This window comes from Sporichthya sp. (assembly GCF_013815995.1).
Classification (GTDB): domain Bacteria; phylum Actinomycetota; class Actinomycetes; order Sporichthyales; family Sporichthyaceae; genus Sporichthya.
This window is the reverse complement of record NZ_JACDFE010000122.1, coordinates 1-13,076: the sequence shown is the minus strand read 5'-3', so window position 1 is coordinate 13,076 and position 13,076 is coordinate 1. Positions and strand designations below refer to the sequence as shown.

Annotated in this window: 12 protein-coding genes; all 12 read left to right on the top strand. The window is 70.0% G+C overall.

Annotated elements, in window-relative coordinates:
- Nucleotides 1-197: 197 nt before the first annotated feature.
- The 12 genes from H0X00_RS14275 (at nt 198) to H0X00_RS14220 (ending at nt 12,956) form a co-directional block, all read left to right on the top strand.
- Nucleotides 198-596 carry a DUF3499 domain-containing protein gene (locus tag H0X00_RS14275; RefSeq protein WP_367186630.1) on the top strand — a complete coding sequence of 133 codons (399 nt, stop codon included), beginning with the start codon at nt 198-200 and terminating at the stop codon, nt 594-596.
- A 27-nt stretch (nt 597-623) separates the two neighbouring features.
- On the top strand, nt 624-2,036 hold the full coding sequence (locus H0X00_RS14270; RefSeq protein ID WP_293772168.1) for a phosphomannomutase/phosphoglucomutase: 1,413 nt from the start codon (nt 624-626) through the stop codon (nt 2,034-2,036).
- Complete coding sequence (locus H0X00_RS14265; RefSeq protein WP_293772165.1) at nt 2,036-2,227, top strand: Trm112 family protein; 192 nt, start codon at nt 2,036-2,038, stop codon at nt 2,225-2,227. Before H0X00_RS14270 ends, H0X00_RS14265 begins: the two co-directional genes overlap by 1 nt.
- Nucleotide 2,228: 1 nt before the next feature.
- Nucleotides 2,229-3,302, top strand: coding sequence for an SIS domain-containing protein (locus H0X00_RS14260; RefSeq protein WP_293772162.1), 1,074 nt, complete (start codon nt 2,229-2,231; stop codon nt 3,300-3,302).
- On the top strand, nt 3,299-4,222 hold the full coding sequence (locus H0X00_RS14255; RefSeq protein WP_293772159.1) for a cation diffusion facilitator family transporter: 924 nt from the start codon (nt 3,299-3,301) through the stop codon (nt 4,220-4,222). The genes H0X00_RS14260 and H0X00_RS14255 overlap by 4 nt, the downstream gene beginning before the upstream one ends.
- A 145-nt stretch (nt 4,223-4,367) precedes the next feature.
- The gene (locus tag H0X00_RS14250) at nt 4,368-5,783 is read left to right on the top strand and encodes an ABC transporter substrate-binding protein (RefSeq protein WP_293772156.1); all 1,416 of its coding nucleotides are present in this window, start codon (nt 4,368-4,370) and stop codon (nt 5,781-5,783) included.
- Nucleotides 5,784-6,215: 432 nt separating this feature from the next.
- Complete coding sequence (locus H0X00_RS14245; protein WP_293772154.1) at nt 6,216-6,566, top strand: MerR family transcriptional regulator; 351 nt, start codon at nt 6,216-6,218, stop codon at nt 6,564-6,566.
- Nucleotides 6,566-8,032, top strand: coding sequence for an adenosylhomocysteinase (ahcY, locus tag H0X00_RS14240; RefSeq protein WP_293772152.1), 1,467 nt, complete (start codon nt 6,566-6,568; stop codon nt 8,030-8,032). Before H0X00_RS14245 ends, ahcY begins: the two co-directional genes overlap by 1 nt.
- 116 nt (nt 8,033-8,148) lie before the next feature.
- Nucleotides 8,149-9,411: an adenosylhomocysteinase gene (locus H0X00_RS14235; RefSeq protein ID WP_293772150.1), complete on the top strand. Its 1,263-nt coding sequence runs from the start codon at nt 8,149-8,151 to the stop codon at nt 9,409-9,411.
- 194 nt (nt 9,412-9,605) lie between these two features.
- Nucleotides 9,606-11,228, top strand: a complete 1,623-nt coding sequence (locus tag H0X00_RS14230) for a PEP-utilizing enzyme (protein WP_293772148.1) — start codon at nt 9,606-9,608, stop codon at nt 11,226-11,228.
- Between the two features lie 4 nt (nt 11,229-11,232).
- Entirely contained in the window at nt 11,233-12,330 is a 1,098-nt protein-coding gene (locus H0X00_RS14225) for a hypothetical protein (protein ID WP_293772146.1), read from the top strand.
- The gene (locus H0X00_RS14220; protein ID WP_293772144.1) at nt 12,327-12,956 is read left to right on the top strand and encodes an HAD family phosphatase; all 630 of its coding nucleotides are present in this window, start codon (nt 12,327-12,329) and stop codon (nt 12,954-12,956) included. The genes H0X00_RS14225 and H0X00_RS14220 overlap by 4 nt, the downstream gene beginning before the upstream one ends.
- Nucleotides 12,957-13,076: the final 120 nt, after the last annotated feature.

The window sequence follows — 13,076 nt, the reverse complement described above, 5'->3', positions numbered from 1 at the left end:
GGCCACGGCCGCGGCGGTCGCGGCGGCGCCCGGGCGGGGTCGGGGCGTCCCCGTCGGCCGGTGTCCCGGTCGGTGTCCCGGTCGGTGTCCCGGTCGGAGTGTCGGCGGCCGGCGTCTGGGCCGACGGGTCGCCGGAACGTCGGATCAGCCGCTTTCGCACCCCCCGAGCGTAGGGCGAAGCGAGGCGACACAACTGTGTGCGACGGCGCAATGCCGGGCGGGGCGCGGCGTGCGCGCTACCTTCGCTCGTTGTGAAGGGTCGTCGCTGCTCGCGCAATGCATGCACCCGGTCTGCGACGGCGACACTGACTTACGTGTACGCCGATTCGACGGCCGTGCTCGGGCCGTTGGCCACCTACGCCGAACCGCACTGCTACGACCTGTGCGCCGAGCACGCGGAGCGGCTGACCGCTCCGCGCGGCTGGGAGGTTCTGCGCCTCGCTCAGGACCAGGTCGACCTCGGCCCCAGTCCTGACGACCTCTCCGCGCTCGCGGACGCGGTGCGCGAGGCCGGCCGGCCCGCCTCCGTCCAGGATTCGATGATCGAGGTCGGCCGCCGCGGGCACCTGCGGGTGCTGCGCTCGGTGGAGGAGTAAAGACCCGGCGCTCGGTAAGGTCTGCGGGTGCCTGCCCGTGATCTGAGTGCCATCGTCAAGGCCTACGACATTCGGGGTCTGGTCCCGCAGCAGTGGGACGCCTCCGCTGCCCACGACCTCGGGGCGGCCTTCGCGGAGGTGACCGCGCAGGACGCCCCCGGTGGAGTTGGTTCGCCGGTCGTGATCGGCCGGGACATGCGCGAGACCTCCCCGGAGCTGTCCGCCGCCTTCGCGGCCGGGATTGCCTCCCGCGGGCGCGACGTCGTCGACATCGGGCTCGCCTGCACCGACGCCGTCTACTACGCCAGCGGCACGTGGTCCTGCCCCGGCGCGATGTTCACCGCCTCGCACAACCCGGCCGGCTACAACGGCATCAAGCTGTGCCGGGCGGGCGCCAAACCGGTCGGTCAGGACACCGGGCTGGCCGACGTCCGCCGGTACGCCGAGGCGGGCCTGACGCCGTACACCGGCCCGGTCGGCACGATCGAGACCCGGGACATCCTCGTCGACTACTCCGCGCACCTGCGCACGCTGGTCGACCTGACCGGGGCCCGCCCGCTGCGCGTGGTGGTCGACGCCGGCAACGGGATGGGCGGCTACGTGGTGCCCACGGTCTTCGCCGGGCTGCCGTTCGCGATCGTCCCGCTCTTCTTCGAGCTCGACGGCACCTTCCCGAACCACGAGCCGAACCCGATCGACCCGAAGAACCTGCGCGACCTTTCCGAAGCGGTGATCGCGCACGGTGCGGACATCGGCCTGGCCTTCGACGGTGACGCCGACCGCTGCTTCTTCGTCGACGAGACCGGGACGGCGGTCACGCCCTCGGCGATCGTCGGCCTGATCGCCGACCGTGAGCTGACCCGGGAGCCGGGCGCCACGATCGTCTACAACCTGATCACGTCGCGGGCGGTTCCGGAGCTGGTCGGAGCCCGCGGCGGCCGGGCCGTGCGCACCAGGGTCGGGCACTCGTTCATCAAGGTCGTGATGGCCGAGACCGGCGCGATCTTCGGCGGCGAGCACTCGGGGCACTACTACTTCCGCGAGTTCTGGAACGCCGACTCCGGCATGCTCGCAGCGCTGCACGTGCTCGCGGCGCTGTCCGGAGCCCCGGCCGGCAGCACGCTGTCGGAACTCGTGCGCGCCTACGAGCGTTACCCGTCCTCGGGTGAGATCAACACCGTCGTCGCCGACGTCGGCCACGCGCTCGACGCCCTGCGCAAGGTGTGGGCCGACCGCGACGACACGGTGCTCGACGACCTCGACGGTCTGACCGTGGACCTGCCCGACGGCCGGTTCAACGTCCGCCCCTCGAACACCGAACCGCTGCTGCGCCTCAACGTCGAGGCCACCGATGCGGCGCGCATGGCTGAACTCCGGGACGAGGTGCTGGCCGTGATCACCCTGTCCGGTTCTGAGTCCCGCCTTGCTGAGGAGTCCTGATGGCAGATCACCTGATCGACAGCGCCCTGCTCGAGCTGCTGGCCTGCCCACAGTCCCGGCACCCGCTGCGGCTGGACGAGGCCGCCGCCGAACTGGCGTGCACCGACGCCGCCTGCGGGCTGGCCTATCCGATCCGGGACGGCATCCCGGTCCTGCTCGTCGACGAGGCACGCAAGCCCAGTGGCTCCTGACGTGACCGCGAGCCTGGACGACGCTGCCGCCCTCGCCGCGGGCGATCCGCAGGACATGCTCGGCGCGGTCGCCTCGGCGGGCGCGCAGATCCGCGACGGGCTGGCCCTTCATGGGGGAGTCGGCGAGCTTGCTCTCGGTTCGCGGCCACGGTCGTTGGTGGTGGCCGGGATGGGCGGGTCGGCCGCCTCCGGTGACGTGCTCACGGCGGTCGCCGGCCCGAACTGCCCGATCCCCGTGCTCGTGCACCGCGGGCCGGGCCTGCCGGCCTGGGTCGGCCCGGACGACCTCGTGGTCGGCCTGTCCTGCTCCGGCCGGACCGAGGAGACGCTGGCCGCCGTGAAAACCGCTGCGGCGCGCGGGACTCGTCTGATCACCATCGGCGCGCCCGGCTCGCTCCTGCAGGCGGCCGGCGCGGGCGCCCCGCACCTGGTCGTCGATGCGGGCGGACGCCAGCCGCGTGCCTCGCTGTGGTCGCTGGCCACCCCGTTGCTGCTCGTCGGCGAGGCCGTCGGCATCACCCCCGGAGCGCGGGCCGCCCTGACCGGCGCCGCCTCCGTGCTCGACGGCGTGGCCGCGGTCAGCGCGCCCGGCATCGAGACCCGCTCGAACCGGGCCAAGGAACTCGCCGTGCATCTGGCCGGTGGCCTGCCGGTGCTGTGGGGGCCGGCCGGCGTCGGCGCGACGGTGGCGAACCGGTTCGCCTGCCAGATCGCGGAGAACGCCAAGCTGCCCTCGATGGCGGGTGTGCTGTCCGAGGCGCACCACAACCAGATCGTGGCCTTCGACGGCCCGGCCGCGCTCGAGCACGGCCTTCGCCTGGTGCTGATGGCCGACGCCGAGGAGACCCCGGCCGCGGAGGCCCGCGTGGCGGAGTCCCAGCACGCGGCCGGCCAGGCCGGCGTGCCGGCGGTCGTCCTCCGCGGCAGCGGCCCGGACCTGATCTCGCGCCTGGCCGGGCTGATCGCCCTGGTCGATTTCGCGTCGGTGTATCTCGCGCTGCTGACCGGCACCGACCCGACGCCGGTGACCGCGATCGAGGAACTGAAGGCTCGGATGGCAGGAGCCAGTTCGTGAGTGCCGGCGGCGGGACCAAGGCGATCGTCGCGGCCCTGGTCGCGAACCTGGGCATCGCGACGACCAAGTTCGTCGCGTTCCTGCTGACCCGCTCGTCCTCGATGCTGGCCGAGTCGATCCACTCCCTGGCCGACTCCGGCAACCAGGCGCTGCTGCTGGTCGGCGGCAAGCGGGCGCAACGCGAGGCGACGCCGGAGCACCCGTTCGGGTTCGGCCGGGAGCGCTACGTCTACGCCTTCCTGGTCTCGATCGTCCTGTTCACCGTCGGCGGCGCGTTCGCCCTCTACGAAGGCATCCACAAGATTCAGGAGCCGCACGCGATCGACGAGTGGAAGTGGGTCCCGATCACCGTGCTGATCGCCGCGATCGGGATGGAGTCCTTCTCCTTCCGCACCGCGATCGTCGAGTCCAACCACGTTCGTGGTGACGCCTCCTGGGTGGAGTTCGTCCGGCACGCGAAGGCACCCGAGCTCCCGGTCGTCCTGCTCGAGGACCTCGCCGCCCTGGTCGGCCTGGTGCTGGCGCTGTTCGGGGTCGGCATGACGCTGATCACCGACGACGGCATCTGGGACGGCATCGGCACGGTCTCGATCGGGGTGCTGCTGATCGTGGTCGCGCTGATCCTGGCGGTCGAGACCAAGTCGCTGCTGCTCGGCGAGGCCGCCTCGGACGAGGCGTTGGCCCGGATCCAGGCGGCTCTGGAGGCGGAGCCCGCGGTGGAGCGGATCATCCACATGAAGACCCTCCACCTCGGCCCGGAGGAGCTGCTGGTGGCGGCCAAGATCGCGGTCCGCGACACCGCCACGGGCGCGGACATCGCGCGCGCGATCGACTCGGCCGAACGGCGGATCCGGGAGGCGGAGCCGACCGCCCGGGTGATCTACCTCGAACCGGACATTTACCTCGCACCGGCGCCCTGAACGGGCTCTGACCTGCCCTGACGGGCTCCATCCCGGCCGGACCCGTGCATCACGGACTGGTCGCGTTCCCGCGTTCGCTCGGCTTTTCCAAGGTCAGAGGACCACAATGAGGGCGAAGATCAACACGCGCTGGGGGAGCACCACCATGACCGTCCGTCCCGCCACCCGTCACGCCACGGCCGCGCTTTTCACGGCCGTGGTCGTGCTGGCGACGTCCGCGTGCAACTCGGACTCGAACGCCGACTCCGCGGACCCGAAGCCGACCTCCGGGGCGACCGTGGTCCCGGTCTCGGACTCGGACCTCCCGCCGATCGAGCGCGGCGCGTACCCGGTGCGCATCCCGCACACCTGGAACCCGGCCGGCACCGTCATCGAGGCCGAGCCCAAGCGCGTGATCGTGCTCGGCATGCGCGAGCAGGACACGATGACGGCGCTCGGCATGCGCCCGCTGACCATCCGCAACTTCTTCGGCGCGGCGGTGCCGTGGACCGGGTTCCCCTGGCTGAACGACTACCAGCGCACCGGCGAGTACACCGTGATCTACACCCCGACCCGGGACTCCAAGACCGGCAAGCTCTCCGGCGTCGACGACGGCCCGGTGCTGGCCAACGGATTCGCCCAGGCCGCGAACACCCCCGAACGCAAGGAGGTGTTCGACTACGAGGCCATCAAGGCGATGAACCCCGACCTGATCGTCGCGATGTTCGCCGGTCTCGTGCTGGAGGACTATCAGAAGCTCGCGGACCTCGCGCCGACGATCACGATGGTCTCCTCCGACAGCAAGGACTACTTCTCCTCCTGGGAGGAGGAGATGCTGGTGCTCGGCAAGATCACCGGCCGGGGGAAGTACGCGATCGACCTCGTCGCGCGCACCCGGCAGCTCTTCATCGACGCCCTGACCGCGCACCCGGAGCTCAAGGAGGCCTCGGTCGCGGTGGCCGCGCCGGGCCCCAACGGCCAGATCCGGATCCTGAATCCGTACGCGGAGATGTCGCGGTTCTTCACCTCGCTCGGGATGGAGTTCCCGAGCCGCATCGAGGCCGCCACCCGCTACGTGGGGGTCTCCCGCAAGATGTACGGCATCGAGACGACGACCGGGAACCTCGGCTTCCTCGACGGCGTGGACGCGCTGGTCTGGGTCGTCGGGCACGACGGCCGCGAGGCGATGGACAAGATCAAGGCCACCTCGGCCTACAAGAACATGCGCGTCGTGCAGAACAAGCGCGTGGTCGAGCTGGGGCCGGACGAGGCCGAGGCGCTGTACTACAGCAGCGCCACCAGCATCCCGTGGGCGCTGGAGAAGATCGTGCCGCAGCTGGTCGGCGTGCTCGGTGACAAGGCGGCCCGGGACCGGACCGCCGACGAGCAGGCGCAGAAGGCGGCCGACGCCGCGGGCGATCTGCCGATCAACTACGAGCCGACCAAGACCGCGGACCCGAATCTGGACCCCGAGGCGAGCACCGACCCGAGCGCCAACCCGGGCGGCGACCCGAGCACCGACCCGGACGCCGGCGGCGACGTGGACCCGCAGCTCAACCCGGCGCCGACCTCGACACCATAGACCTGGCGTTGTCAGGAGCACTTCGTCGATCCGGCCAAAAATCTGGTGACCCGACTTGCGCTTCCACTTAGGTAAGGCTAACCTTTAGCACGCAAGCCGATCCAGGGTCCGCAGCCCCTCGGAGCGCTTGCACCAGAGCCCTTCGGGGCCGAGGTAGTCCGCCAGGCCGACGGCTGTAGGCGGCGAGGGAATTGGACCCGTGACTTGTCCGGGTCCTCGGGCGGCCCTCGCCACCGCACGGTCGTCTGGGCGGCACGTGGCAGGGCGGCTTGTTCGCGACGCGGTGGTGCGCCGAACAAGCCGCCCTGCCTCTTTTCCCGGCCCGCCCGGCCATAACCGGACATCATCGTGTTAGTTTCGCCCCCTGAACTGAGCCATAATGGACTACCCTCCCCCGTGAAAGTTGACACCACTCTGCTAGCCTTGGCGTCGATGGACGGGCTCCCGATTGCAGAGGCCGCGCAGACCACAGGGTGGTCGCCGCGGATGCTGCGTTATGTGGAGCAGCTCGGCCTGGTCGAGCCGGACCGCAGCCCTGGCGGGCACCGGTTCTACGGTCCTGAGCAGTTGCAGCGCCTGCGGACGCTGCGTGAACTGCTGACCGGGCACGACCTCGACCTGGGTGACGTCGGGCTGGCGCTGCGGTTGCGGCGCGAGACCGGGTTGCGCCAGGCGGTCGAGGGCTGGCTGGACTCCGTGCCCACCCGTCCCGAGCACGTACCCGCGCCGGACTGGCTGCGCTGGGAGCAGGAAAAACACCAATCGCTGATGGAGAAGACCTGATGAGTACCCGACCTGTCCTGACTGCCGCCGACTTCAAGGTCGCTGACCTCGCGCTCGCCGAGTTCGGCCGCAAGGAGATCCGCCTGGCCGAGCACGAGATGCCCGGCCTGATGTCCGTGCGCAAGGAGTTTGCCGACGCCCAGCCGCTGGCCGGCGCCCGCATCATGGGCTCGCTGCACATGACCATCCAGACCGCGGTCCTGATCGAGACCCTGGTCGCGCTCGGCGCCGACGTGCGCTGGGTCAGCTGCAACATCTTTTCCACCCAGGACCACGCCGCCGCGGCCGTTGTTGTCGGCACCCACGGAACTCCTGATGCGCCCACCGGCACCCCGGTCTACGCCTGGAAGGGCGAGACGCTGGAGGAGTACTGGTGGTGCACGGAGAAGGCGCTGCGCTGGCCGGCCGCCTCCGGGCACGCGGGCCCGAACTTGATCCTGGACGACGGCGGCGACGCCACGATGCTCGTGCACAAGGGCACCGAGTTCGAGAAGGCCGGCACCGTGCCGTCGGTGGACTCCACCGACAACGAGGAGTTCAAGGTCGTCCTCGCGCTGCTCAACGCCTCCATCCAGGAGGACAACCGTCGCTGGACCAACGTCGGCGCCGAGATCAAGGGCGTCACCGAGGAGACCACCACCGGGGTGCACCGCCTCTACGAGATGTTCAAGGAGGGCGCGCTGCTCTTCCCGGCCATCAACGTCAACGACTCGGTCACCAAGTCCAAGTTCGACAACAAGTACGGCTGCCGCCACTCGGTCATCGACGGCCTCAACCGCGCCACCGACGTCCTGATCGCCGGCAAGACCGCGATCGTCTGCGGCTACGGCGACGTCGGCAAGGGCTGCGCGGACGCGCTCCGCGGCCAGGGCGCCCGCGTCATCGTCACCGAGATCGACCCGATCTGCGCGCTGCAGGCGGCCATGGACGGCTTCCAGGTCGACACGCTGGAGAACGTCGTCGGCAAGGGCGACATCTTCGTCACCACGACCGGCAACTTCATGATCATCACCGCCGCCCACATGGCGCAGATGAAGCACCAGGCGATCGTGTCCAACATCGGGCACTTCGACAACGAGATCGACATGGCCGGCCTGGCGAAGACCCCGGGCATCAGCCGGATCGAGATCAAGCCGCAGGTCGACGAGTGGAAGTTCGCCGACGGGCACACGGTCATCGTGCTGGCCGAGGGCCGGCTGATGAACCTGGGCTGCGCGACCGGTCACCCCAGCTTCGTCATGTCGAACTCCTTCACCAATCAGGTGATCGCGCAGATCGAGCTGTTCACCAAGACCCAGGACTACCCGCTCGGCGTCTACACGCTGCCGAAGCACCTGGACGAGAAGGTGGCGCGCCTGCACCTCGACGCCCTAGGCGTGAACCTCACGACCTTGTCCGCCGAGCAGGCCGCCTACATCGGCGTCCCGGTCGGTGGCCCGTACAAGGCGGACCACTACCGCTACTGACGCACCGTCATCCTCCCGAAAGTGCAGCATGGCACCCGGACTTCGCGTTCCGCGGTGCCATGCTGCGCTTTCGGGAGCTTTGCCCGCGTGCTGTGCTGCGCTTTCGGGGGTGACGGGTGGCGGTGACCCCGTTCGACGTCGCTGACCCCGAGCTCGCGGGCTCGGGGTCCGAACGCATCGACTGGGCGGCGCGGGCGATGCCGGTGCTGGCTCAGATCGGGGAGCGCTTCAGCGCCGCCCGGCCACTGGCCGGGCTGTCGGTGGCCGCGTGCATGCATGTCACCGCGGAGACCGCGAACCTGATGCGGGTGCTGCGCGCCGGCGGTGCCTCCGTCGCACTGGCCGCCTCCAACCCGCTCTCCACCCAGGACGAGGTCGCCGCGGCTCTGGTGGCCGACGGCGTCGCCGTCTTCGCCCGTCGCGGTGTGGACCGCGCCGCGTACTACGCCCACATCGTGGCGGCGCTGGACGTCACGCCACCGCACCTGGTGCTGGACGACGGGTGCGACCTGGTCACCACCCTGCACACCGCGCGCACCGACCTGATCGCGGGCGTGCGCGGCGGCACCGAGGGCACCACCACCGGCGTGATCCGGCTGCGCCAGATGGCCCGCGACGGCCGACTGCGGGTGCCGATGGTCGCGGTCAACGACACCGGCACCCGCCGGATGTTCGACAACCGCTACGGCACCGGGCAGTCCACCCTCGACGCGATCATGCGCGCCACCAACCTGCTGCTGGCCGGGCGCACCCTGGTCGTCGCCGGCTTCGGCCCGTGCGGGCAGGGGGTGGCCGAGCGGGCCCGGGGGATGGGAGCGCACGTGCTGGTCACCGAGATCGATCCGGCCCGCGCGCTGGAGGCCACGATGGACGGCTTCTCGGTCGTGCCGATGGCCGAGGCCGCTGCGCGCGGCGACGTGTTCGTCACCGCGACCGGCAACCGCGACGTCCTGCGCGCCGGGCACTTCGCGGCGATGCGGGACGGGGTGATCCTGGCCAACGCCGGTCACTTCGACGTCGAGGTCGACGTCCGTGCGCTGGCGTCCGGAGCGACCGCGCGTCGCACCGTGCGCGAGCAGGTCGAGGAGTTCACCCAGCCTGACGGCCGCCGCCTGCTGCTGCTCGCCCAGGGTCGCGTGGTCAACCTGGCCGCGGCCGAGGGTCACCCCGCCGCGGTGATGGACATGTCCTTCGCCGGCCAGGCGCTGACCCTGGCCTGGCTCGCCGCCGGGGCTGATCTGGCGCCGGGCGTCCATCCCGTCCCCGCCGACATCGACGCCGAGGTCGCCGCCTTGAAGCTGGCCTCGCTCGGCGTGCGCCTCGACGTCTCCTCGCCCGAGCAGCTGACCTATCTGAGATCCTGGGAGCAAGGCTCCTGACGATCCCTCGGGGGTAGGCCGGGGGGTAACCCGGCGCGCTGACCTGCGCAGGTGTCGGAACCTGGCAACTCGCGCGGCCAACACTGCCGGATGAACACCTGTTCTGTGCCCGCGTGCGCGGTTAGTGTCACCGAAATGACGCGATCACGCGGCATCGATGTCGCACGCCGCACCACTTCCGGAGGCACACACCCATGACCATCCAGGTGGACCCCACCGGTTCGCTGCACACCGAGTCGAAGCCAGGCCAGTTCTGGAGCACCACCAACCTGGGCGAGGCCATGCCCGGCGTCGCCAGTCACCTCGGCTGGTCGATCTGGGGTAAGGGATCCGATCTCGGGATCCGGGACTGCTTCGTCCGTCTGGGTGCACTGCCCAAGAGCGAGGTGCGGGTCGACCCGGACCCGAACAAGCGCACCAGCGGCATCTTCTACGGCCGGGCCGCGCTCAACGTGAACTTCTTCTGCGAGATGGGCGGACTGCTCCCGGGCTCGGGGCCGGACATGATCGCGAAGCAGCTGCTCGGCGAGGTTCCGGCCGGGGTGCCGCTGGCGCGCTCCAAGCGCCGCATGGGCCACGTGCTGACGAAGATGCCGCGCGAGATGATCACCATCCGCAAGAACGTCATCAGCCGCGCGAAGCCGATGCACACCTGGTGGGAGTCGATGGTGCCGAAGCTGGCGACCATGGACGAGGCGACCGCGAAGGCCACCCTGGCCGAGGCCGACGACCGGTTCACCGAGGCCATCAAGATCCAGGCCGGTGGCGTGTTCATCGGTGTTCAGGGCGTCTACGACCAGTTGCTTCTGCTGATCAAGAAGGCCGGGCTCGACGCCGCCCAGGCGAACGCGATCACCGCCGGGCAGGGCTCGCATGCCGAGACCGAGATCATCTTCGACCTCTGGCGCCTCGGCAACGACCAGCTCGATCTGGACACCTTCATCAAGCGGCACGGCTACCACGGCCCGGAGGTCGGCGAGATCTCCAGCGTCTCCTGGCGCGAGAACCCGGAGCCGATCAAGCGCCTCGCCGGGCAGTACAAGGGCCGCCCCGACCCGCATGGGCAGGCCGAGGAGCGGGTCCGCGGGCGGATCGCGGCCGAAGCCGACCTGCTGGCCAAGCTGCCGCGCACCAAGCGCGCCGGCGCCAAGCTGGTGCTCAAGATGGCAGTGGCCCGGATCCCGCTGCGCGGCGTGGCCAAGGCGACGTACCTGCAGGTGATGGACATCGCCCGTGGTTCGGCCCGCCGGCTCGGCGACCTGCTGGCCGCGGACGGGCGGATCGCCGACCGCGAGGACATCTTCCTGTTCACGGTGGAGGAACTGACGGCCCCTGCGCTGCCGTCGAACATGCGGGCGATCGCCGACGAACGGCGCGTGCAGCGCGAGGAGTTCAAGCGCCACGACATCCCGACCCACTGGGAGGGCACCCCGACCCCGTTCGAACTGGCCCCGCTCGGGACCGGGAGCGAGGCGGCCTGCGAAGGCAGCGTCGTCCAGGGCATCGGGGCCAGCGGCGGCATCATCGAAGGGCCCGTGCGGATCGTGCACGACCCCGCGTTCAGTGAGATCGAGCCCGACGAGATCTTGGTCTGCGTCACGACCGACCCGTCCTGGGCGGCCGTGCTGTACGTGTCCTCCGCGTTGGTGACGGACATCGGTGGACTGCTCAGTCACGCCGCCGTGGTGGCGCGCGAGATCGGGGTGCCGTGCGTGGTGGGCACGGGCAACGGCACCAAGGTCCTCAAGGACGGCGACGTCGTCCGGGTCGACGGCAACGAGGGCACCATCACCCTCCTCAAGCGAGCGGAGAGCTGAACTGATGGCGGACCAGTGGCCTGCATCGATCCCGGCCGAATGGAAGCCCAAGCCGGAGGACGAGCTGATCCACGTCCCGTGGGGGGATGAGTCGCTGCCCTGGAAGGACACCTTCTTCTTCTCGCTGCGCGACGTGACCCGCAACGCCAACATCGCGATGCACATGACGGTGAGTGGGAACCGGTCCCCGAACACCCGGGTGACCATCGGCGTCGGGCAGGGCAACAACTCGACCCTGCAGACCTGCCGCGAGGACGGGACGCACAACGAGAAGCAGATCGGCAACTCGATGTCGCGCCTGGAGATCGTGAACCTCTCCTGGGACTCCGACCACGAGCTGCGCTGGATCGCCGACCTCGACGAGGTGAGCTTCGACCTCACCGTCAAGGGCAAGCACTTCGCCCCGCTCTGGGACACCATGTTCGAGGGCTACTACGCCAAGGGCTCCAAGGACGGCCTGGCCGGCCAGTTCTACGGCCACGCCGAGCAGATCATCGTCGCCGAGGGCACCATCACCTGGAAGAACGACGGCATCGAGTTGCCCTTCCAGGGCTTCGGCTGGCGCGACCGGGGTTGGGGCCGGCGCAAGACCCAGCTGATGTGGAACACCGGCTGGGACCTGGTTGGTGGCGTGCTCCCGGATGACAGCGTCTTCTCCTTCATTGCGCTCCGCTCGCACGAACTGCCCGAGCCCGCGCCGATGCCGGTGGGCGGCTGGTGGTCGGACGCGACGACGCTCTCGCCGTTGGTCGGCGGTTTCTACCACAAGGAGGCCACCATGGCTCCGCTCGAGTACGAGCTGACCTTCGACTGTGGGCTGACCATCGCGGGCAAGGTCGTCAAGCCCACCGGGCGGATGGCGACCAGCCTGCAGGAGGCCGAATTCGGCGTCCCGGGGATGCCGAACATCACCCCGAACATGATGGACTGGTACGCCCTGATGCGGGATCCGGCCGGCAACGAGTTCGAGATCTTCACCCAGTGCGGCACCATGCACAAGCTCGACGTCTTCAAGAATGGGCAGTTCATCCGGGCCGGTCACCCGCCGGTCCAGCTCGTCACCCGGCCGGGGAACCCGTCGACCTGGACCAACCGGGAGTGACGGAGCCTCAGATCCGATCGGTCGTCTTCGACGTCGGTGGGGTACTGGTGGTCAGCCCGCTCGGTGAGTTCGCCAAGGTGGACACCGAGTACGGGCTGGCCGAGGGCACCGCGATGGGGCTGTTCCGCGGTGGCAGCGAGTTCGTGGAGTGCGAGACCGGTCGAACCTCGTTTGCCGAGTTCAGCGCGGGCGCGGTGGCGGGGGTCGAGGCGGAGCAAGGGATCGCGGTGCCGCCGGAGCGCCTCGGCGTGATGATGACCGCCATCATGGGCGGCGCGGTCCACGCGCCGATGTACGAGCTGGTGCTCGAGCTGAAGGCCGCCGGACTGCAGATCGGGATCCTGTCCAACGTCTACCGGGAGCTGGACGGGTGGCTGCGCGCGGCGTTCCCGCCCGGGACCGTCGACGTGTTCGCGCCGTCCTACGACCTGGGCCTGCGCAAGCCGGAGCCGGCGATCTATGCGCGCCTGATCGAGATGTGCGGGCTACCGCCGGAGCAGATCGTCTTCGTCGATGATTTCGAGGAGAACGTCGCCGGGGCCGGCGCCGCCGGCCTGCACGCGATCCTGTTCAACGGCGAGGACGCGCTGCGCAAGGAACTGCGTGAACTCGGCGTCGACGTCTGAGCGCTGCTCAAACGATGTGGACCGCCGGGGGCGGTCTCCCGGCGGTCCACATCTTTGCGCTGGCGGGCGCGGGTGGCTCGTAGAAGGTGGTGCCGTGCCGCCGGGGGGCCACACCCCGGC

What these genes read in the sequence shown, in the direction of transcription:
- H0X00_RS14225 (WP_293772146.1), top strand. Translation starts at nt 11,233, where the DNA reads ATGGCGGACCAGTGGCCTGCATCGATCCCGGCCGAATGGAAGCCCAAG.
- H0X00_RS14250 (WP_293772156.1), top strand. Translation starts at nt 4,368, where the DNA reads ATGACCGTCCGTCCCGCCACCCGTCACGCCACGGCCGCGCTTTTCACG.
- H0X00_RS14265 (WP_293772165.1), top strand. Translation starts at nt 2,036, where the DNA reads ATGGCAGATCACCTGATCGACAGCGCCCTGCTCGAGCTGCTGGCCTGC.
- ahcY (WP_293772152.1), top strand. Translation starts at nt 6,566, where the DNA reads ATGAGTACCCGACCTGTCCTGACTGCCGCCGACTTCAAGGTCGCTGAC.
- H0X00_RS14230 (WP_293772148.1), top strand. Translation starts at nt 9,606, where the DNA reads ATGACCATCCAGGTGGACCCCACCGGTTCGCTGCACACCGAGTCGAAG.
- H0X00_RS14245 (WP_293772154.1), top strand. Translation starts at nt 6,216, where the DNA reads ATGGACGGGCTCCCGATTGCAGAGGCCGCGCAGACCACAGGGTGGTCG.